Source organism: Variovorax sp. PBS-H4 (assembly GCF_901827205.1).
GTDB lineage: Bacteria > Pseudomonadota > Gammaproteobacteria > Burkholderiales > Burkholderiaceae_C > Variovorax.
Genome location: NZ_LR594675.1, coordinates 1,082,618 through 1,102,473, shown reverse-complemented (window position 1 = coordinate 1,102,473; position 19,856 = coordinate 1,082,618). Strand labels below are relative to the sequence as shown.

The 19,856-nt window shown below is 68.8% G+C and carries 20 protein-coding genes and 1 pseudogene; 12 read left to right on the top strand and 9 right to left on the bottom strand.

Going from position 1 to position 19,856, the window contains the following annotated elements:
• Nucleotides 1-123: 123 nt before the first annotated feature.
• Nucleotides 124-891: a Crp/Fnr family transcriptional regulator gene (locus E5CHR_RS05200; protein ID WP_162578698.1), complete on the bottom strand. Its 768-nt coding sequence runs from the start codon at nt 889-891 to the stop codon at nt 124-126.
• Nucleotides 892-980: 89 nt separating this feature from the next.
• On the opposite strand from E5CHR_RS05200, the gene E5CHR_RS05195 reads away from it, so the two are divergent.
• Nucleotides 981-1,370: a BLUF domain-containing protein gene (locus E5CHR_RS05195; protein ID WP_162578697.1), complete on the top strand. Its 390-nt coding sequence runs from the start codon at nt 981-983 to the stop codon at nt 1,368-1,370.
• Nucleotides 1,371-1,372: 2 nt separating this feature from the next.
• Here the strand turns inward: E5CHR_RS05195 and E5CHR_RS05190 are convergent, their stop codons facing one another.
• Nucleotides 1,373-1,708 (bottom strand): DUF2917 domain-containing protein, encoded by a 336-nt coding sequence (locus E5CHR_RS05190; protein WP_162578696.1) that lies wholly within the window; start codon nt 1,706-1,708, stop codon nt 1,373-1,375.
• Nucleotides 1,709-1,855: 147 nt separating this feature from the next.
• On the opposite strand from E5CHR_RS05190, the gene E5CHR_RS05185 reads away from it, so the two are divergent.
• A complete protein-coding gene (locus E5CHR_RS05185; RefSeq protein WP_162578695.1) occupies nt 1,856-2,839 on the top strand; it encodes a LysR substrate-binding domain-containing protein in 984 nt (327 codons plus the stop codon).
• A 55-nt stretch (nt 2,840-2,894) separates the two neighbouring features.
• On the opposite strand, the gene E5CHR_RS05180 is transcribed toward E5CHR_RS05185, so the two are convergent.
• On the bottom strand, nt 2,895-3,512 hold the full coding sequence (locus E5CHR_RS05180) for a 5-formyltetrahydrofolate cyclo-ligase (RefSeq protein WP_162578694.1): 618 nt from the start codon (nt 3,510-3,512) through the stop codon (nt 2,895-2,897).
• 9 nt (nt 3,513-3,521) lie between these two features.
• On the opposite strand from E5CHR_RS05180, the gene E5CHR_RS05175 reads away from it, so the two are divergent.
• From E5CHR_RS05175 to otsA, 7 genes are all read left to right on the top strand, one after another.
• Nucleotides 3,522-5,543 (top strand): lytic transglycosylase domain-containing protein, encoded by a 2,022-nt coding sequence (locus E5CHR_RS05175; RefSeq protein WP_162578693.1) that lies wholly within the window; start codon nt 3,522-3,524, stop codon nt 5,541-5,543.
• A gap of 46 nt (nt 5,544-5,589) precedes the next feature.
• Nucleotides 5,590-6,165: an MgtC/SapB family protein gene (locus E5CHR_RS05170; protein ID WP_162578692.1), complete on the top strand. Its 576-nt coding sequence runs from the start codon at nt 5,590-5,592 to the stop codon at nt 6,163-6,165.
• A gap of 83 nt (nt 6,166-6,248) precedes the next feature.
• Nucleotides 6,249-6,932, top strand: coding sequence for a glutathione S-transferase family protein (locus E5CHR_RS05165; RefSeq protein WP_162578691.1), 684 nt, complete (start codon nt 6,249-6,251; stop codon nt 6,930-6,932).
• Between the two features lie 61 nt (nt 6,933-6,993).
• Nucleotides 6,994-8,250 (top strand): multifunctional CCA addition/repair protein, encoded by a 1,257-nt coding sequence (locus tag E5CHR_RS05160; RefSeq protein WP_162578690.1) that lies wholly within the window; start codon nt 6,994-6,996, stop codon nt 8,248-8,250.
• 119 nt (nt 8,251-8,369) lie between these two features.
• Nucleotides 8,370-9,131 carry a trehalose-phosphatase gene (otsB, locus tag E5CHR_RS05155; RefSeq protein WP_162578689.1) on the top strand — a complete coding sequence of 254 codons (762 nt, stop codon included), beginning with the start codon at nt 8,370-8,372 and terminating at the stop codon, nt 9,129-9,131.
• The gene (locus E5CHR_RS05150; RefSeq protein ID WP_162578688.1) at nt 9,128-11,071 is read left to right on the top strand and encodes a glycoside hydrolase family 15 protein; all 1,944 of its coding nucleotides are present in this window, start codon (nt 9,128-9,130) and stop codon (nt 11,069-11,071) included. The genes otsB and E5CHR_RS05150 overlap by 4 nt, the downstream gene beginning before the upstream one ends.
• A gap of 13 nt (nt 11,072-11,084) precedes the next feature.
• A complete protein-coding gene (gene otsA, locus E5CHR_RS05145; protein ID WP_162578687.1) occupies nt 11,085-12,470 on the top strand; it encodes an alpha,alpha-trehalose-phosphate synthase (UDP-forming) in 1,386 nt (461 codons plus the stop codon).
• Nucleotides 12,471-12,478: 8 nt separating this feature from the next.
• Here otsA and E5CHR_RS05140 read toward each other — a convergent pair whose 3' ends face one another.
• Nucleotides 12,479-12,973 (bottom strand): hypothetical protein, encoded by a 495-nt coding sequence (locus E5CHR_RS05140; protein ID WP_162578686.1) that lies wholly within the window; start codon nt 12,971-12,973, stop codon nt 12,479-12,481.
• Between the two features lie 6 nt (nt 12,974-12,979).
• Here E5CHR_RS05140 and E5CHR_RS05135 point away from each other — a divergent pair.
• Nucleotides 12,980-14,419, top strand: a pseudogene (locus tag E5CHR_RS05135) (aminotransferase-like domain-containing protein); the annotation flags it as partial.
• Here the strand turns inward: E5CHR_RS05135 and E5CHR_RS05130 are convergent.
• The gene (locus E5CHR_RS05130; protein WP_232061960.1) at nt 14,415-15,311 is read right to left on the bottom strand and encodes a LysR substrate-binding domain-containing protein; all 897 of its coding nucleotides are present in this window, start codon (nt 15,309-15,311) and stop codon (nt 14,415-14,417) included. The pseudogene E5CHR_RS05135 and the gene E5CHR_RS05130 sit on opposite strands and share 5 nt — an antisense overlap.
• 127 nt (nt 15,312-15,438) lie before the next feature.
• On the opposite strand from E5CHR_RS05130, the gene E5CHR_RS05125 reads away from it, so the two are divergent.
• Nucleotides 15,439-16,209, top strand: coding sequence for an SDR family NAD(P)-dependent oxidoreductase (locus E5CHR_RS05125; RefSeq protein ID WP_162578684.1), 771 nt, complete (start codon nt 15,439-15,441; stop codon nt 16,207-16,209).
• 166 nt (nt 16,210-16,375) lie between these two features.
• Here E5CHR_RS05125 and E5CHR_RS05120 read toward each other — a convergent pair whose 3' ends face one another.
• The 4 genes from E5CHR_RS05120 to hisN form a co-directional block, all read right to left on the bottom strand.
• Nucleotides 16,376-17,302, bottom strand: coding sequence for an ROK family protein (locus E5CHR_RS05120; RefSeq protein WP_162578683.1), 927 nt, complete (start codon nt 17,300-17,302; stop codon nt 16,376-16,378).
• 4 nt (nt 17,303-17,306) lie between these two features.
• On the bottom strand, nt 17,307-17,501 hold the full coding sequence (locus E5CHR_RS05115; RefSeq protein ID WP_162578682.1) for a DUF2905 domain-containing protein: 195 nt from the start codon (nt 17,499-17,501) through the stop codon (nt 17,307-17,309).
• Between the two features lie 23 nt (nt 17,502-17,524).
• Complete coding sequence (locus E5CHR_RS05110; RefSeq protein WP_162578681.1) at nt 17,525-18,430, bottom strand: helix-turn-helix transcriptional regulator; 906 nt, start codon at nt 18,428-18,430, stop codon at nt 17,525-17,527.
• Between the two features lie 139 nt (nt 18,431-18,569).
• The gene (gene hisN, locus E5CHR_RS05105) at nt 18,570-19,358 is read right to left on the bottom strand and encodes a histidinol-phosphatase (protein ID WP_162578680.1); all 789 of its coding nucleotides are present in this window, start codon (nt 19,356-19,358) and stop codon (nt 18,570-18,572) included.
• Between the two features lie 102 nt (nt 19,359-19,460).
• Here hisN and E5CHR_RS05100 point away from each other — a divergent pair, with 102 nt between their 5' ends.
• On the top strand, nt 19,461-19,844 hold the full coding sequence (locus E5CHR_RS05100; RefSeq protein ID WP_162578679.1) for a DUF5329 family protein: 384 nt from the start codon (nt 19,461-19,463) through the stop codon (nt 19,842-19,844).
• The last annotated feature ends 12 nt before the right edge of the window (nt 19,845-19,856 follow it).

The following is a 19,856-nucleotide window of genomic DNA, read 5'->3' as shown; positions in this document are numbered from 1 at the left end:
TCCACGTTGCGGACAGGGCCCCTACGATACGCGATGGCGCTTGCGCCGCGGCGCCTCGGGCCACTGAAGTGTGCGCGCCGAGGGGCGGAATGACCGGGCAGCGCGAATTCGTTCACACCTGCTTCAGATCAGCGGCGTCGCCTGCAGCGGCCGATCGAAGTAGTCGCCCAGGGTCTCCAGCGCATGGGGCTCGAGGATGCGCAGCCATCCGGCTTCGAGCTTGTACAACCCCAGTTGCTGCAGCCGCCTCAAGGTCTTGTTGGTGTGCACCAGCGACAGCCCGAGCGCATCGGCGATGTGCTGCTGGTTGAATGGAAACTGGACCCAGCCCCCGCGCGCCATGCCGACTCGCTCGGCGCGCCGGTAGAGATGCATCAGCAGCATCGCGACGCGCTCGCCCGCATTGCGGCGGCCGGCGGTCACGAGGTTGTCGTCCACGATCTTCTCCTCGCGCGCCGCCAGCCAGGTGATGTGGTAACCCAGCTTGGGCTGGGCATGGAACAGCTCCCACAGGCGCTCGCGGGCGAAGCAACAGACTGCGATGTCGGTCACCGCTTCGACGCCATGCGTGTGGCTTTCGGCGAACTCGTCCTGCAGCCCGACGAAATCCCCCGGAAGCAGGAAGCCCAGGATCTGCCGGCGGCCGTCGCTCAGCGTCTTGAATCGGAAGGCCCAGCCGGAGTAGATCGTGTAGAGCGAGGGGCTGGGTCGGTCCTCCTCGATCAGCGGCCGGCCGGCCTCGACGATGCGCGTACCGGTGCGAAAGGATTCGATGAGGCGCAATTCCTCGCTCGTGATGGGCAGGAAGGCGGGATTGGAGCGCAGCAGGCAGCGGTCGCAAGGGTTCTGACCGGTCGGCGGATGACTGAGCGCTGGATAGTCGAAAGTCACCTTCGGACTATAGGCCGCCGATCTATGTCTTTTCACATTTCGCTTGCCGCGGGGCGCTCCTACACTGCGGGCGCCCCCATCCCCGACGAATGACAGAACTCCACGAGATCCTCTACTGCAGCATGCTGGCCCCGGACCAGCGCACCGACGTGGTAGGCCAGATCGTGGCTCAGGCGCGCGCCCGAAATGAAAGGGAGGGCATCACCGGCCTGCTGGTCTTCGACGGCATGCGCTTCTGCCAACACTTCGAAGGCCCGCGCCGCAACGTGCTGCGCCTGATGGAGCGGCTAGAGACGGACTCCAGGCACGTGCGGATGCGGGTGGTGTACGAGGGCGAACTCTTGCAACGCCGCTACCACAGGTTCGATCTGGGGCTCGCCGAAGTGGAAGACAGCGACGACATTGCAGTCGTCGAGCAGTTCGACGGGCAAGAGGCGCTCGCGCGCTTTCTGGCGCTGCGCCCCAGGCTGGACATCTGAAACTAGGCCCGATCGGCGGCCGACGCGAGATCCCAACTGTAGGTAGCGCCCTGGCCGTCCCACGGCTCCATGACGATGCGCTCGCCGGATTCGACCCGCAAGGTCTCGCCCGGTGCCAGCACCAGGTCCTCGCTGCCCCATTGGGCGGTGGCGTCCCGCGTGACCCAGACGCGTCCCTGCCGGATGCGCAGGATGCTCGCCTTCGATGCCCTGAGGCTGGTCGCCTCGCCCGCCGCCAGTTGCCACGCACCGCGACGAACGGCCGGCGGAACAGCAGCCGGACGGGTAGCGAGGGCCGGGGACGACGGAAATGTGGAGGTGGTGCAGGCGGCGGACATAGGGAGCTCCTGGAAGAGGGTTCTTCGTCAGCGCAATGGCGCGCTTCGGGAATGAATGATCGGCGCTGGCTCGTTCGCGGTCCAATGAAAACGCGGTACCCTAATGATTCCGCTTTCGCATCAATCCGTGGACTCGCATCCGTCGCCATGCAGCATTCCCAGACCCACCTGCGCTCACGCCCGATCTCGGCTGGCCACCTGCGGGCCTTCGAGGCCGTGGCCCGGCATCTCAACTTTCGCGCTGCGGCCGAGGAGATGGCGCTGACCCAGTCCGCCGTCAGCCGGCAGATCCAGTCGCTCGAAGAAGAAGTGGGTGTGGGCTTGTTCCTGCGGCATACGCGCGCCGTCGAGCTCACCAGCGCCGGCGCCCAGCTGCTGCTGGCGGTGCAGCAGGCGCTGCCGCGCATCGACGGCGCCGTGCGGCAGATCCGGCAGAGCGCGGGGCGCAAGAGCGTCTCGCTCACGACCTTTGCCTCCTTCGCCTCGATGTGGCTGATCCCTCGGCTGGAAGCCTTCCAGCGCGACAACCCGGAGATCGACATCCGCATCGACGCCAGCGATTCCGCGCTCGACCTGGACCTCGCCGACATCGATATCGCCCTGCGCTATGGCCCCGGCGAGAACATGCCGGCGGGCTCGATACGCCTGTTCGGCGAGAACCTCACGCCGGTGGCCAGCCCCTGGCTGATCAAGAGCAACCCGCCGATCAGGACGCCGGCCGACATTGCGCGGTTTGCACTCATCGAGGCCGGTGATGCGCACCGCACGCACCTCGAATGGCTGACATGGCGGCGCTGGTTCGAGGTCAACGACCTGCAGCGCGCGCAGCCCAAGCGCTGGCTCTACTTCAACTATGCCTATCAGATGGTGCAGGCCGCGCTCACCGGGCAGGGCGTGGTGCTGGCGCGCAGCTCGCTGATCGCCGAGAGCCTGGCCAACGGCGACCTGGTGGAAGTGCTGCCGCAGCACCGCATGGATTCACCGATGGCCTATTGGCTGATCGTCGGCCCGCGCAGCGCACAGCGGCCCGAGATCCAGGCCTTTCGCGACTGGCTCGAGGCCCAGGCGGCCACCACGCGGCAGACCATCGGGGAGGTGCCCGACCCCGACACCGTGGATCAGCTCGACTGAAGGAGTCATGAACGGGCGTCGCCGAACGGCCGGGGCCGCCTCGACAAGCGCCGATTCAACCCACCGGCCAGACCACTCCGTTGTCGTTGAGGATTGCGTCCAGCGGCAGGTCATGCGGCTCCGGCTCGAAGTCCTCGAGGAAACCCTGGGTGAAGCCCAGCCCGACCGTGAAGGGCCGCGGTTCCAGCGCCGCCAGGGTCCGGTCGTAGAAGCCGCCGCCGTAGCCGAGCCGGTAGCCGCCGGCGCTGTAGCCGACGCAGGGCACGAAGAGCAGCGTGGGCACGATCAGCTCCGTGTCCTTGGGCTTCGGAATGCCAAAAGCGTCCTCTTCCATCGGGCAGCCCGGATGCCAGGCATGAAAGGTCAGGGTCTTGTGCACCTTGTCCATCACCGGCAGTCCGATGCGGCGGCGCTGCGGTTCCCCCTGCAACTCGCCGTCTTCCTTCCACCGGTGCAGCGCCGGCAGCGGATCGAATTCGCCCTTGATCGGCCAGTAGGCGCCGATCACCGTGTCGGGCCGGCCCACCAGCCAGATCCGCATCACGCGCTGCAGCAGGTCGGCGCGCGCGAGCCGGTCGGGCATGGCAAGCCGTTGCGCAACCAGTGCGGAACGCAGCTGTTGCTTGAGAAAGTTGGCAGTTGCCGAGGTGTCGGCGCCCTTTGACTTGTCCATAATGCCCCGATGCAGTTCGCAAGCATTTTGTCACCTGTGCGCAGTGGTCTTCGCGCCTCCGTCCCCACCCTCCTTCTTTCGCTCGCAATTGCCGCCACGGCATGGCTGCAGCCGGCACGCGCGCAGACCGGAAGCGACGACGTGATCGTGCAGATGAAGCAGGCCGCGCAGCGCGGCGACAAGGCACGCCTGTCCGCCCTGTTGCCGCAGGCCCGGGGCCACCTGCTCGAGCCGTGGGCGGCCTATTGGGAGCTCAAGGCCCGGCTCGACGAGGCCAGTCCCTCGGAGGTGCAGGATTTCCTCTCGCGCTATCCCGGCACCTACCAGGAGGACCGCCTGCGCAACGACTGGCTCATCCTGCTCGGCCAGCGCCGTGACTGGGACAATTTCGCCGCGCTGCATCCGGCGTACCGCATGAACGACGACGCCCAGGTGCGCTGCTACGCCGCGCTCGTCGCCGCGCTGCGCGCCGGCAGCCCGACCGCCGAACAGGCCGCCGAGGTGCGCCGCAACTGGCTGGGCCAGCGCGAGCTCGACGACGGCTGCCTGACCGCAGCCGACCGCATGATTTCCGCGCGCATGATGTCGCCCAACGACGCGTGGAAGAAAGCGCGGCTCGCCGTCGAGTCGAATCGTCCGCAGGCTGCGCGCGCCGCGATCCTGCTGGCCGCGCCCGATGCCGTCCCGCAGTTCGACGAGCTCAACGCCAGCATGGCGAAGTTCCTGGCCGGCCGCGGCGTCGCCCCCGGCAAGGCGCGGCGCGAGCTGGTCGTGCTGGCGCTCATCAAGATGACCATCGCCGACCCGGACATGGCTGCCTCTCAGCTGGAAAGCAAGTGGAGCGTGATGCTCTCGCCCGAGGAACGCAATTGGGTCTGGGGCGCGATCGGCCGCCAGTACGCGGTGAAGCTCTCGCCCGCCGCGGGCGGCGCGTTCGCCAACGTCACCAAGAACGCCGACCTGTCGGACGACATGCTCGCATGGAAGGCCCGGGCCGCCCTGCGCAGCGCCAACTGGAAGGAAGTGCGCGCGGCCATCGCCGGCATGAGCGAATCGGCCCAGGACGACCCGACCTGGGTGTACTGGAAGGCTCGCGCGCTGCAGGCGCAGGGCGGGGACGAGCGGCGGGCCGAGGCGCGCACGCTGTACGAGAGCATCGCCGGCACCCGCGGCTTCTACGAACTGCTGGCGCTGGAGGAGCTGGGCCAGCGCGCCAACGTGCCGACCCGCCCTGCGCCGCTCACGCCCGAGGAGAAGGCGTCGGCGCGCGGCAACCCGGCGCTGGCCCGCGCGCTGTACGCGATCGGGATCGGCCTTCGCTCCGAAGGCGTGCGCGAGTGGAACTACGCCACCAACCTGCACGACAAGGGCGGCATGGGCGACCGCGAGCTGCTCGCTGCCGCCGACCTCGCCTGCCAGCGCGAGGTCTGGGACCGCTGCATCAACACCAGCGAGCGCACCAAGGGCACGATCGACGTGGAGCAGCGCTATCCCATGCCCTTTCGCGAAACGGTCGTCGCCAAGAGCGCGGAGATCGGCCTCGATCCGGCCTATGTCTACGGCCTGATCCGCCAGGAGAGCCGCTTCATCATGGACGCGCGCTCCGGCGTGGGCGCCTCGGGCCTGATGCAGGTGATGCCTGCCACTGCGCGCTGGACCGCCCGCAAGATCGGCCTCGCCGGTTTCACACCCAACCAGATCAACGACCGCGACACCAACATCACCATCGGCACCAACTACCTCAAGCTCGCGCTCGATGACTTCGACGGCTCCATGGCGCTGGCCGCCGCGGCCTACAACGCTGGCCCGGGCCGGCCGCGCAACTGGCGCAACGGCCCGGTGGTGGAGGCCGCGATCTGGGCCGAGAACGTGCCCTTCAACGAAACGCGCGACTACGTCAAGAAGGTGTTGGCCAACACCACCAACTACGCGGCCCTGATCACCGGCCGCCCGCAGTCGCTCAAGGACCGCCTGGGCACCGTGGGGCCACGCGACGCCGCCGAGCCCGAGCCCAGCAAGGACCTGCCCTGAGCGCCGCCGGAAGTACGCGGAGTGACAGGCGTCGGAGAGGCATCGAATGACCTGGTGGGATGAAGTCGCATCCACGGTCGTGGCCGAATTTTCGGACGTGGGCGACCTCACCCAGCTCACCCGCATCACGGTGCGCCTGGTGCTGGCCTCGGTGCTGGGCTTCGTGCTGGGCTTCGAGCGCGAGCAGCAAGGCAAGGCGGCCGGCGTGCGCACGCACATGCTGGTCGCCATCGGCTCGGCGCTCTTCGTGCTCGTTCCCCAGCAGGCCGGGATCGAGCCCGCCGACATGAGCCGCGTGATCCAGGGCCTGGTGGCGGGTGTCGGCTTCCTCTGCGCCGGCACCATCCTCAAGCAGGGCCGCGACGAGCGGCATGTGGAGGGCCTCACCACTGCGGCGGGGCTCTGGTTGACGGCCGCCATCGGCATGGCCTGCGGTCTCGGCCGCGAGCTGACGGCGGTGCTCAGTGCCCTGCTCGCGCTGGCCGTGCTCTCGCTGGTGCCGCATATGGTGAAGTCGGGCGCAGGTGCGGCCGGGCCGCAACCGAAGCGGGGCAGCAAGCGCGCGATCGCCCCACCTGGCAGCGATGACCATGACGATGGCGACGGCGCGGGCAAGCGCTGAGCATCAATACCACGCACCTTCAGCATCAATCGGGCGCCCGCCGGGCACTAGCATCCCAGGTCCCCTGCAAAACCGGAGATCGCATGCTCAAGCTCTACATCGGCAACAAGAACTACTCGTCGTGGTCCATGCGCCCCTGGGTGCTCGTGAAGCAGGCCGGCATCGCATTCGAGGAGGTGATGGTTCCCTTCGATTCCTTCGAAGCCGACTCGCATTTCAAGAAGACCATCGAGGCCTTGAGCCCGGCCGGTCGCGTGCCCGTGCTGGTCGACGGGCCGATCGTGGTCTACGACACGCTGGCGATCTGCGAATACCTCGCCGAAACCCATCCTGACAAGGCGCTCTGGCCGCGCGACAAGGCCCTCCGCGCGCATGCCCGCAGCGTCTGCGCCGAGATGCATTCGGGCTTCGCCGCGCTGCGCACCCACTGCGGCATGAACATCGAGGCCGACCTGCGTGTGCAGGGCAAGATCATCCTGCGCGACCAGCCGCAGGTGCGCGCCGACCTCGCCCGCATCGTGCAGATGTGGAGCGGCCTGCTGGAGACGCACGGCGGGCCGATGCTGTTCGGCGAGTTCGGCATTGCGGACGCGTACTTCGCACCGGTCGGGGTACGCATCAAGACCTTCGGCCTGCCGGTACCCGCCGAGATCGCCGCTTACATCGAACGCGTGCAGCAACTGCCCGGCGTCAAGGCGTGGATCGACGAGGCTTTGGTCGAGAAGCGCTTCGTGGTCAAGGACGAGCCTTATCGCATCGAGAGCTGAGGAATTCGGACAGCCGACTCCGGGCGACGGGCCGCCCGAGGCAGCGCCTAAACTGAGGCGCATGCAAACCTATCTCGTCGGCGGCGCCATCCGCGATGCCCTGCTGGGCCGTCCGGGCGGCGACCGCGACTGGGTCGTGGTGGGCGCCACGCCCGAGCAAATGACCGCACAGGGCTACCTGCCCGTGGGCCGCGATTTCCCCGTTTTCCTGCACCCCGAGACGCGCGAGGAATACGCGCTGGCGCGCACCGAGCGCAAGAGCGGCCCCGGCTACCGCGGCTTCATCGTCCACGCCTCGCCGGAGGTCACGCTGGAGCAAGACCTCGCGCGGCGCGACCTCACGGTCAATGCCATCGCGCTGCCCTCCGGCAAGGCCGGCGCCACGCTGGACCTCGCCCACGTGATCGATCCCTTCGGCGGCCGGCGTGACCTGAACGGCAAGGTGCTGCGCCACGTGACCGATGCCTTCCGCGAGGACCCGGTGCGCATCCTGCGCGTCGCTCGCTTCGCCGCCCGCTTCGCCGACTTTCGCGTCGCGCCCGAAACGATGGCATTGATGCGCGAGATGGTCGCCGCAGGCGAGGCCGACGCGCTGGTGGCCGAGCGCGTCTGGCAGGAGCTCGCGCGCGGTCTCATGGAAGCCAGTCCTTCGCGCATGTTCGAGCTGCTGCGCGAATGCGGCGCGCTCGGCGTGCTGCTGCCTGAGGTGGATCGGCTCTGGGGCGTGCCCCAGCCGGAGGCCCACCATCCCGAAGTCGACGCCGGGCGGCACCTGTTGCTGGTGCTCGACATGGCGGCACGGCTGGACGCGCCGCTCCCGGTGCGCTTCGCCTGCCTGGTGCACGACCTCGGCAAAGGCACCACGCCGGCCGACGTGCTGCCGCGGCACATCGGCCACGAACAACGCAGCGTGGGCCTGCTGCGCGAGGTCTGCGAGCGCTGGCGCGTACCGGTGGAACTGCGCGAACTGGCCGAGGTGGTCGCGCGCGAGCACGGCAACATCCACCGAAGCGGCGAATTCGGCGCCGCGGCGCTGGTTCGGCTGCTCGAGCGGTGCGACGCGTTTCGCAAGCCGGCGCGTTTCGAGCAGGCGCTGCTGGCCTGCGAATGCGACGCGCGCGGGCGGCTGGGGCTGGAAGCGCAGCCCTACCCGCAGCGGGACCGGCTGTTGACAGCGCTGTCGGCCGCGCGCTCGGTGGCGACCGCACCTATTGCAGCGCAGGCGCAGGCGGAAGGCGCTGCCGGAACGAAGATCGCGGAAAGAATCGCCCGGGCACGCGTGGCGGCCGTGGCGGAGGCCTTGGCGCTGCCCGCCTGAGTCCGCGACAGGGCTTTGGCACCCTCGGCCAGGGTGCAGCCGGCAGCGTGCGCGTTGTTTCAATTGAATTGGATTTTTGCCGACCCCCCAGGCTTGCCGACTCTGCTATGGTTTTCCCCATGCAGACGCCCCCCCGCCTCAGCCCCGACGCTGCGCTCTTCCTCGACTTCGACGGCACCCTGGTGGCAATTGCCGAGACGCCGGAGGCCATCGAGGTGCCCAGCGCCCTCGTCCCGCTGCTCAGCGACCTGCGCGACCTGCTCGGCGGCGCGCTGGCCGTGGTGTCCGGCCGGCAGATCGACGTGCTCGATCGCTTCCTGGCGCCGCTGCGCCTGCCGGCGGCGGGCGAGCACGGCGTGCAGCGCCGCGCTGCCGATGGCGAGATGCAGGAGCAGCGCCCGCCCGATCTGACGGACGTGCTGGACACGGCCAACGAGCTGGCCCGCGTGTACGAGGGCCTGCTGGTGGAGCGCAAGCACGCGGCCGTCGCGCTGCACTACCGACTCGCGCCCCAGCTCGAGGCCGTGTGCCGTGACGCCCTGCTGCGCACCATCACCGACCAGCCGCAGCTGGAGCTGTTGCACGGCAAATTCGTATTCGAGGTCAAGCCCGCCGGCATCAACAAGGGCGTCGCGATCGACGCCTTCCTGCGGGAGGCGCCGTTTGCGGGCCGGGTGCCGGTGTTCGCGGGCGACGACACCACCGATGAAAGCGGCTTCGCCGTCGTGCAGCCGCGAGGCGGCGTGGCAATCAAGGTCGGATCAGGCCCGAGTTTGGCGCTGCACCGGCTGGATTCCCCGCTCGCCGTGTTCGAATGGCTGGTCGAGGCACGCAAACTGCTGGCCGATACGCCATCCGGCACCCAAGGAAAATCCGCATGACGAAAAACCTGCTAGAGGTCGAAACCCCGGAGGAAGAACTGCAGAAGCAAAGCCGAGCCGGCGACTCGATCGCCGGAGCTGCCAGCGCCAGCGACAAGCCGGTAGAGCACCCCGAAGCCGTGACCCGGCCGGCCGCACGCGGCGGCTTTGGCCCCCCGGCCGATCCTTCGCTCAATCTCGGCGTGATCGGCAACTGTTCCTTCAGTGCGCTGGTCGACGCTCGCGGCCGCGTGGTCTGGTGCTGCCTGCCGCGCTTCGATGGCGAACCGGTCTTCAATGCGCTGCTGCACACGGGCGAGGACGCCGGCGCCTGGGCGATCGAGATCGAGGACTTCGCCTCCAGCAAGCAGTGGTACGAGCCGAACACGGCCGTGCTGCGCACCCAGCTCTTCGACAGCGCCGGCCAGGGCGTGGAAATCACGGACTTCGCGCCACGCTTCTACAGCCGCTCGCGCTACTTCCGGCCGCTCACCATGGTGCGCCGGGTGAAGCCGATCCAGGGCACGCCGCGGGTGCGCATCTCGCTGGCGCCGCGCTTCCAGTGGGGCAGCACGCCGCCGCAGATCACGCGCGGCAGCAACCACATCCGCTACGTGGGCCCGGACTTCGCGTTGCGCCTCAACACCGACGCGCCGGTCTCCCATGTGCTCTCGAAGCAGCCCTTCGTGCTGTCGCGCGAGCACAATTTCGTGCTCGGTGCCGACGAGACGCTGATGGATGGCATTGCCGACACCGCGCGCCATTTCGAGCAGGAGACCATCGCCTACTGGCGCACCTGGAGCAAGCGGCTCGCGATCCCCTTCGAGTGGCAGGACGCTGTGATCCGCGCGGCCATCACGCTCAAGATGTCCCTCTACGAGGACACGGGCGCCATCGTGGCCGCGATGACCACCAGCATTCCCGAGGCGCCCGACAGCCAGCGCAACTGGGACTACCGTTACTGCTGGCTGCGCGATGCCTTCTTCGTGGTGCGGGCGCTCAACAGCCTGTCCGAGGTCGGCACCATGGAGGATTACCTGCGCTGGCTGGCCAACGTGGTGATCGGCTCGCACGGCGAGCACATCCAGCCGCTCTACGGCATCGGCCTGGAGCGCGAGCTGCCCGAGTCCTTCGTCGACGGCCTCAGCGGCTACCGCGGCATGGGCCCGGTGCGCGTGGGCAACCAGGCGCAGGAGCACTTCCAGCACGACGTCTACGGCAACATCGTGCTGGGCGCGTCGCAAGCCTTCCATGACCACCGGCTGCTCAGCCGCGGCGGCGTGGCCGAGTTCCCGCACCTCGAAGCGGTCGGCGAGCAGGCGATCCGCGTCTACGGCACGCCCGACGCCGGCATGTGGGAGCTGCGCACGCGCGCCCGCGTGCACACCAGTTCGGCGCTGATGAGCTGGGCCGCCTGCGACCGGCTGGCCAAGGTGGCACGCTCGCTGGGCCTGCCGGAGCGCGCGGCCTACTGGCACGGCCATTCGTCGCGCATGCGCGAGGAGATCCTCGCCAAGTCCTGGTGCGAGGAGCGCCAGGCCTTCGCCGAGAGCTTCGGCGGCCACGAGCTCGATGCGAGCATCCTGCTGATGACCGAGGTCGGCCTGATCGATGCGCGGGACCCGCGTTTCATCTCCACGGTCGAGGCCATGGAGAAGTCGCTGTGCGATGGCCCCTACATGCGCCGCTATGAAGCGGCCGACGATTTCGGCAAGCCCGAAACCGCCTTCAATATCTGTACCTTCTGGCGCATCGACGCCCTCGCCAAGATCGGCCGCAAGGCCGAGGCCCGGCAGATCTTCGAGACCATGCTGGCGGCGCGCAACCCGCTGGGCCTGCTGTCGGAAGATACCCATCCGGTCACCGGCGAGATGTGGGGCAACTTCCCGCAGACCTACTCGATGGTGGGCATCATCAACGCGGCCGTGCGGCTGTCTGCACCGTGGGACTCCTGCATATGACCTTGTCCACCCCATGAGTCGACTCGTCGTCGTTTCCAACCGCATCGCCGATCCGCGCAAGCCCGCTGCCGGGGGACTGGCCGTCGCGCTCGGCGAAAGCCTTCAGCAGACCGGCGGGCTGTGGTTCGGCTGGAGCGGCAACATCGTCGAGGATGGCCCCACGGGCGAAGGCGAGCTGCGCATCCAGCAGGCCGGCAAGGTCACGCTCGCCACCATCGACCTGAGCCGTGAGGACCACGACAGCTACTACCTGGGCTATGCCAACGACGTGCTGTGGCCGGTGTTTCACGACCGGCTCGACCTGGCCAACTTCGACGCCGGCTTCATTGGCGGCTACCGCCGCGTGAACCAGCTGTTCGCGCGCAAGCTGATGCCGATGCTGAAGAGCGACGACATCATCTGGATCCACGACTACCACCTGATCCCGCTGGCCGCCGAGCTGCGCGGCATGGGCTGCCGCCAGCGCATCGGCTTCTTCCTGCACATCCCGCTGCCGCCGCACATCATCATGGCCGCGATCCCGCAGCATGAATGGCTGATGCGCTCGCTCTTTGCCTACGACCTGATCGGCTTCCAGGCCCAGCAGGACGTGCAGCACTTCGAGCAGTACGTGCGCAACGAGGCCAGCGGCGAGGCCCTCGGCCGCGACCTGTACCGCGCCTACGGCCAGACGGTGCGCTGCGGCGCCTTCCCGATCGGCATCGACGTGGACGAGTTCGCGGCCCTCACCCACGGCAAGGAGTCGCGCGACATGTACGAGACGATGCGGCGCGAGTACTCCAGCCGACGGCTGCTGCTGGGCATCGACCGGCTCGACTATTCCAAGGGCATCCCGAACCGCGTGCGCTCCTTCCGCGAGCTGCTGGCCAACTACCCCGAGAACCGCCGCAGCGCAACGCTGATCCAGATCGCCTCACCTACCCGCGAGACGGTCGACGCCTACGCCGACATCCGGCGCGAGCTCGAGTCGCTGTGCGGCGCCATCAACGGCGACTACGGCGAGCTCGACTGGATGCCGGTGCGCTACATCCACCGCATGGTGGCGCGCAAGCGCGTGCCGGGCCTGTGCCGGGCTGCGGCGGTCGGCTTGGTGACGCCGCTGCGCGACGGCATGAACCTCGTGGCCAAGGAATACATCGCGGCGCAGGACCCGTCCGACCCGGGCGTGCTGGTGCTGTCGCGCTTCGCCGGGGCTGCCGAGCAGCTGAAGGAAGCGCTGCTGGTCAATCCTTACGACACCCACGGCACCGCCGAAACCGTGCAGCAGGCGCTGCAGATGCCGCTGGAAGAGCGGCGCGAGCGCCACCAGAAGCTTCTGTCGCGCATCCGCGCGCAAGACGTGCACTGGTGGCGGCGCACCTTCCTCGACGCGCTGCGCGAAGCGGAGAGCGTGCGCTAGACGGGCCCTCAGGCGAGCAGCAGGCGCAGCAGCCGGGTCACGGGCGAGGGGCCAAGCGCCGTCTCCGACACCGGCCGGGGCAGGCTGCAAATCCGTGCTGCCGCCGAGGCGAGCGCGTCGACCTCGACCCAGCCCCCGCGCTCGGCGACATAGGCTTCGCCCTCGCCGAACTCGTTCTTCACGGTGAAGGCCGTTTCGCCGAACCACGAGGGCGGTGAGACGACCCGCACGCGACCTTCAAGCACCAACAGCGCGGTGCCAGCGTCAAGCGCCACGCGCAGCGACTGCCCAGGCAGAAGCGCCGTGGTGGCGGAAGAGAAATCCGTGGAAGTCATGGCGGGCCTTTTGGCTTGGTGGATGCAGTAATCGTAGGCAGCAAGCCACTTCGAAAACAGGCACAGCACATGACCATCGAAGGCAGAACAGCCGCCCGGGACGGCATCTGTTATGGTGGTTTTCGCCGCTGTCTGCATCTGTTGCTCCCAACTTCCTTCCAGCAGCATCGCCCCATGGACTCCATCCCGCTTTATCGGCAGCTGGCTGCGCACTACCTCGATGCGATCCACGCCGGCTCACTCAAGCCGGGAGACAAGCTGCCCTCGCTGCGTCACCTGATGCGGCAGCACGGCATCAGCTTGTCGACCGCCCTCCAGCTGTGCCGCTCGATGGAAAGCGAAGGCTGGGTCGAGGCGCGCGAGCGCTCGGGCTACTTCGTGCGCAGGCCGCCGCGCCTCGCGATGGCGCCCATGGACGAGCCCATGGCCGACCGGACGCCCGACCCGGCGCAGTACGTCGGCATCCATGCCAAGGTCTCGGACTTCGTGGCACGGCGCCGGCAGGTGGGCGAGAAGCTCGACCTCTCCATTGCGCGCGGCGCTCCTGAGCTCTACCCCGTCGAGGGATTGCGCAATGCGATGACGCGCGCGCTGCGACAGCGGCCCGGCATGCTCGCGGTCGCCGCGCCGCTGAAAGGCCACCGCCCGTTTCGCGAAGTGCTCGCGCAGCGCAGCCTGCGCGTGGGCATGGCGATTTCGCCGGACGACATCCTCGTCACGAACGGGTGCATCGAGGCGCTGAACCTCGCACTGCGCGCGGTGGCGCAGCCGGGCGACACGGTGGCGGTGGAGTCGCCCACCTTCTACGGCCTGCTGCAGGTGCTCGAGAGCCTGGGGCTGCAGGCGCTCGAGATTCCGACCAGCCCGCAGACCGGCCTCTCGATCGAGGCCCTGGACCTCGCCATTCGCACCTACGACAACATCAAGGCGGTGGTGGTGGTGCCGCACCTGCAGAACCCGCTCGGCAGCGTGATGCCCGATGTCCACAAGGCCCGGCTTGCGCAGCTGTGCGAGCAACACGCCATCCCGCTGATCGAGGACGACACCTACAGCGAGCTCATCGACGCGCCGGTGCCACCCCGCGCGCTCAAGTCCTTCGACCGCAGCGGCAACGTGATCCACTGCGCCTCGCTGCACAAGATCCTCGCGCCCGGCCTGCGGCTGGGCTGGATCGCGGCCGGCCGGTGGCAGGCGCGGGTGGAGATGCTGAAGTTCGCGCAAACGCGCAACAACGAGGCGCTCGCACAGGCTGCGGCCGGCGAATTCATGGGTACCGGCAGCTACGACCGCCACCTGCGCCATCTGCGCCAGTGCCTGAAGACGCAGCGCGAGCAGACCGCCGACACGATCGCCAGCTGCTTTCCGCCGGGTACGCGCATCAACCTGCCGCCGGGCGGACTGCAGCTGTGGGTGGAGCTGCCGGAGCGCCTGTCCTCGACGCGGCTCTTCGACGCGGCGCTGGCCGAGCGTATCGTGGTGGCGCCCGGCACGCTGTTCTCGAACTCCTCGCGCTTCGACCACTATCTGCGCATCAACTGCGGCTGGCCTTATGGCGAAGCGGTCGATGCCGCGCTGCGGCGCCTGGGCGCCATCGCCACCGACCTGAGCTCTAGCACAACATGGGCTCCACCGTCCGGGCCAGCCAATCGAGCATCGCCTGCACCCGCTGGGAAAGGTTCCGGCGGTGCGGATAAAGCAACGTCACGGCCATTGGCTCAGCCGTCGCCTGCGGCATGACCTCCTCGAGCAGCCCCTGGTCGATCCGCGCCTGGAGGCCCAGCACCGGTGCCTGGATCAGGCCCAGGCCTGCGAGGCAGGCGGCTTCGTAGGCCTCGGAGCTGTTCACGGTGATCTGCCCGCCCATGGGCTGGAAGCGATAGCGCTCCCCGTCGTGGTATTCCCAGCCGGGCGACTGCCCGCCCAGCGTGGGCGAGTAGTGGACCAGCCAATGCGCGGTCAGGTCCTCCGGCGCCCGCGGGATGCCGTGCGCGCGCAGGTAGCCGGGGCTCGCGCAGTTGATCAGGCGAAGTCGCCCCAGCGGGCGCGCCACCAGGCCCGAATCGCGCAGCGGCCCGATGCGCAACACGCAATCGAAGCCTTCGTGCACCGGGTCCACCCGCCGGTCGGTGGTGCTGAGTTCCAGGGCCAGCTGCGGATGCGCGGCAAAAAACTCGGGCAGGCGCGGGATGACGATGTGGCGCGCGATGCCGACCGGCAAGTCCACGCGCAGCCGGCCCCGCAGGGCAGTGGGCGCCTGCTGGAACATTGCTTGGAGCTCCTCCGCGTCGGCGACCAGCTCTTTCGCACGCTCGAGGAACAGCTCGCCGTCCTGGGTCAGGCGCACGCGGCGGGTGGTCCGGTGCAACAAGCGCGTGCCAAGCTGCCCTTCGAGCTGCTGCACGGCGGTAGAGACGCGCGCCTTGGGATGACCCAGCTGCTCTGCGGCACGGGTGAAGCTGGCCAGTTCGGCCACTTTGGCAAAGATGCGTAGCGCGTCCAGGTCCATGGCAAGAGAAGGTTGACCGGTAGATTGTTCTGCTGCCCTGAACAGTTCTATCTTTTTCACCCAGTTTATTCGCTCACTGTTCTTCCCTAGAGTTCACTGCATGGCCCAACTCTCTAAAGGAATCAACATGAGCACTCCACACATCGCACCCATCGCTCTCATCACCGGCGGCAGCCGCGGCCTGGGCAAGAACACGGCGCTGAAGCTGGCCGAGGGCGGCGTGGACATTCTGCTGACCTACCGCAGCGGCGCCGAAGAGGCAGAGCAGGTGGTTCGGCAGATCGAGGCCCTCGGGCGGCGCGCGCTCGCGTTGCGGCTGGACGTTGCGGACAGCGCGGGCTTCGTGGCCTTCGCGGCGCAAGTGAAGACGGCCTTGAACGAGGTCTGGCAGCGCGAGCGCTTCGACTACCTGGTCAACAACGCCGGCATCGGCATTCACGTGAGTTTCGAAGAAACCAGCGAAGAACAGTTCGACCAGCTGATGAACGTCCAGCTCAAGGGCCCGTTCTTCCTGACCCAGAAACTGCTGCCGCTGATTGCCGACGGCGGCCGCATCGTCAATATTTCGACCGGGCTCGCGCGCTTTACTCTCCCCGGTCATGCGGCGTACGCCGCGATGAAGGGCGGCATCGAGGTGCTGACGCGTTACCAGGCCAAGGAACTGGGCGCGCGCGGCATCGCAGTCAATGTCGTCGCGCCGGGCGCGATCGAGACCGACTTCGGCGGCGGCCTGGTGCGAGACAACGCCCAGGTGAACAGCATGATCGCCTCGCAGACCGCGCTGGGGCGCGCCGGCCAGCCCGACGACATCGGGGGTGCGATCGCCTCGCTGCTCCAGCCGGAGAACCGCTGGATCACCGGGCAGCGCATCGAAGTGTCGGGCGGGATGTTCCTTTAGGGCCTGTCAACGCTATGCAAGGGGTCGCGTTGCCCCGCAAAGAGGCTGGATGCAAGGCGCCCGCGCGCAGCAAGCCTGGTCGCCTTGCAGCGCGGGCAACGCCGCAGACGGCCCCTTTGCGGGGCAACCCGAAGGGAAGCGACGCCTTGCATAGCGTTAACAGGCCCTAATCAAGCAAGGCAAGGGCGGCGTAGTCGCCGACCTTGTCGCCCAGCCCGGCGGGCACCAGCACCGCCCCGCGGGTGAGCGCGACCAGCTTGCCGTCGATCTCGGCCTGCAGGCGCGGCAGCAGGAAATCGCGGTTGTGCCAGAACACGCTGCCGCCGAGGCTGATGCGATCCAGGTCGAGCGTGGCGATCAGGTTGTAGAGCATGCGTCCCATCACCCGGCACAGCGCCGCCGTGGTGGCCAGGGCCTGCGGCTCGCCGGCGGCGGCGGCGGCGAACAGCTCGGGCGACGGCCGCCCGAAGCGGCGCGCAACGGAGTTGCCGGCGACCAGGGCCTCCACGTCCCCGACGTTGCCGCAGCCGCACAGCGCGCCACTGTCGTCGTCTGCCACGAAGCTGTGGCCCGCGTGGCCCGCATTGCCGTTCTTGCCGTGGAGGATGCGGCCGTCCACGCACAGGCCCACTCCGACGCCGGTGCTCCAGGTGACATAGGCGCAGTGGTCCGTGCCCTTCAGCGCGCCCCAGGTGCGCTCGGCCTCGAGCGCGGCCACCGCATCGTTCTCTACCCGCACCTGGCCGAAGCGCTGGCGCAGCGGTGCCTCGAGCGCGGCCGTCATCCAGTCGTTGGGCAGTCCACGCGCGGGGCCGGCGATGCCGCCGCAGATGTTGGGTGTGGCCAGCTCGACCGAAGCGTCGCGCAGCACGAAAGGGCCCGCCGACGACACGCCCACGCGGTCGATCGATGCGGCCGGGATGCCCTGCTCGGCGCAGATCTCGTCGATGAGCCTCAGGATCTGCAGCGCCACCGCATCGTTGCTGCCGGTCTTGGCCGTGGGCTCGCTTCGGCGGCCGATCAGCTCGGTGCTGCCGTCGGGCGAAAGGCTCACGGCCAGCTTGGTGCCGCCGATATCGACGCAGGCTCTCATGGGGTCAGATCCATCGTGCAATCAAGGCCGCGATCATGCTGAGCACCACGGTGCTCCCGATCGGCAGCTGCCATTCGCGCCCGAAGGCCCGAAACTCGAAGTCGCCGGGCAGGCGCCCGAAGCCGAAGCGCCGCAGCCATTGCGTCAAGCCGCTCATCAAGAGCAGCGCGAGCACGACGACGATCAGCCAGCGAACCATGCAGACAGTCTAGCGCGCGCCGCTCAGGCCGCCAGCCGAAGCGCCTCCGGCTCGCCGGCGGCGGGCAGCATGATCATGCGCTGCGCGAAGGCCGCCCGCAGCGCGCGCGCGGGGCCGCCGCCCTCGCGCAGCTGGCGCGGGGTGACGCCCGCCGTTTCGGAGAAGGCGCGGGTCATGTGGGCCTGGTCTGCATAGCCCTGCTCCACGGCGACATGGGCCAGCGGCGCGCCCTCGGCGATCCCGCAGGCAGCGCGCTGGAAGCGCACCAGCCGCGCATAGCCTGCGGGCGCGACGCCCAGCCAATGGCGGAAGTCGCGTTCGAGCTGCCGCCGGCTCACCCGATGCTGGCAGGCGAGCTCGTCGACCGAGAGCCCGGGCGCCTCCAGCAGCGACATGGCTGCCGCAGCCACACGCTCGGCCTGCCAGCCCAGCAGGCGGCGCTCGTTGATCCGGGTCTCCAGCCAGCGCCCGAAGGCCGCGCAGCGCTCCGGCCCCGCCGCATCGATCAACGCGCCATGCAGGATCGCCTCCTGGTAAGGGGGCACGATCTCGCGCAAGGGCAGGCGTTCGTTGCACAGGTTGTCCCAGGGCCGGCCAAAGGCGCGCAGCAGGCCCAGCGGCGTCAGCATCGCGACGGCCATCTGGCCGCGGCCCTGTGTCACGAAGTCCACGGGGCGGATGCGCAGGGCCGAGACCATCACGCGCAGCGCACGGCCACCGCCGGCGCTGCGGCAGTCCAGCTGCTCGTCGCAGTAGGCCGTGACCATGAAGAGTTCATGGGGCAGCCCCCGGTGAACGCCGCCTCCGAGTGCCTCGACGTCGACCAAACCCAGCGAGGCCACGTGCTGCCCCGGCAGCGCCGCCGCGGCGCAGGCATGCGCAACCTGGAAGCGCTTGGCGGGCGCAACGTGGATCGCGTGGATGGACATCGAGCGCTCCCATGAAACATGAAGGGGAGCATTGATTGTTCGCGGCCGGGGGCATTCCGTCCCGGGGCGCCTGTCCCGCTTTTCCGGGACGGGGTGCATGGGGCGGCGCGCGAGCGGGACATCCGTCCCGCGACCGCGCTCAGACTTGCGCGTTCAGGATCGCCAGCGCCTCGCGGTGCAGTTCAGGCGTGGCGGCGGCAACGACGCGGCCGTCGGAGGCCAGGCCCAGCGGGCTGCCCTCCCAGTCGGTGATCACGCCGCCCGCGGCCTCGATCAGGCCTGCGGGGCCCAGGTAGTCGTAGGGCTGCAGGCCCGTCTCGACCACCAGGTCGATGCTGCCGCCGGCCAGCTGGGCGTAGCTGTAGCAGTCGCCCCCGAAGCGGCGCATTGCGCAGCGCCGGCTCAGCCGGTCGAAGGCGTTCCAGTCGGCAGGCCCGAAGATGTCCGGCGAGGTCGTGAAGATGCGTGCCGCCTCGACGCTGTCGCAGGCGCTCACGCGCACGGCCTGCCCGTTGCGCTGCGCGCCAAGGCCGGCCTGCCCGACCCAGCGCTCGCCCAGCACCGGCATGTCGACCATGCCGAGCTCGACGCGGCCGCCGCGCACGAGGGCGATCAGCGTTCCCCAGAGCGGCGAGCCGGTCACGAAGCTGCGCGTGCCGTCAATCGGGTCGAGCACCCACACCGCCTCGGCGTCCATGCGTGCTACGCCATGCTCCTCACCGAAGATGCCGTCGGCCGGCCGCTCGATGCCCAGGATCTCGCGCATCGCCGCCTCGGCCGCGCGGTCCGCCACCGTGACCGGGCTTTGGTCGGCCTTGGCGATCACCTCCAGCGGCGTGCGGAACAGGCGCAGCGAATGGGCGGCAGCGGCGTCGGCAAGGAGGTTGGCGATGCGCAGGGCATCCTGGGGCGAGGCAGTGGAACTCATGGAGGAACAGGCAAAGAAGCCGATTAAACCCGAGGCGGCGGTTTGACACGCTGCCCGGGCTGGGCGAGCATGGCTTCGAACAGCTCGAACAAGAAAAGCCTCATGCACGATCGTCGCCGGTGCCTGCACATCGCAACCCTCGCCCTGCTTGCCGCCTTCGCGCCGCTCGCCGCGGCCACGCCCTCGGAGCAGGAACACAAGTTGATCATGGCCCTGATCGCGCACGTCCAGGGCATGACCACGATGAAATTCCTGCGCAACGGGGAGCCGCACGACGCTGGGGAGGCAGCCGAGCACATGCAGGCCAAGTACAAGCACTTCCGCGATGAGATCGTGACGGCCGAAGACTTCATCGAGCGCTGCGCCTCGCGCTCGGAGCTGACCGGCAAGCCCTACATGGTCAAGCTCGCGGACGGCAAGACGCACGAGGCGCGCGGCTTCCTCACGCAGGAGCTGCGCGCGATGCGCCAGCAGGGCCGCCGCTGAACACCCGGCCGA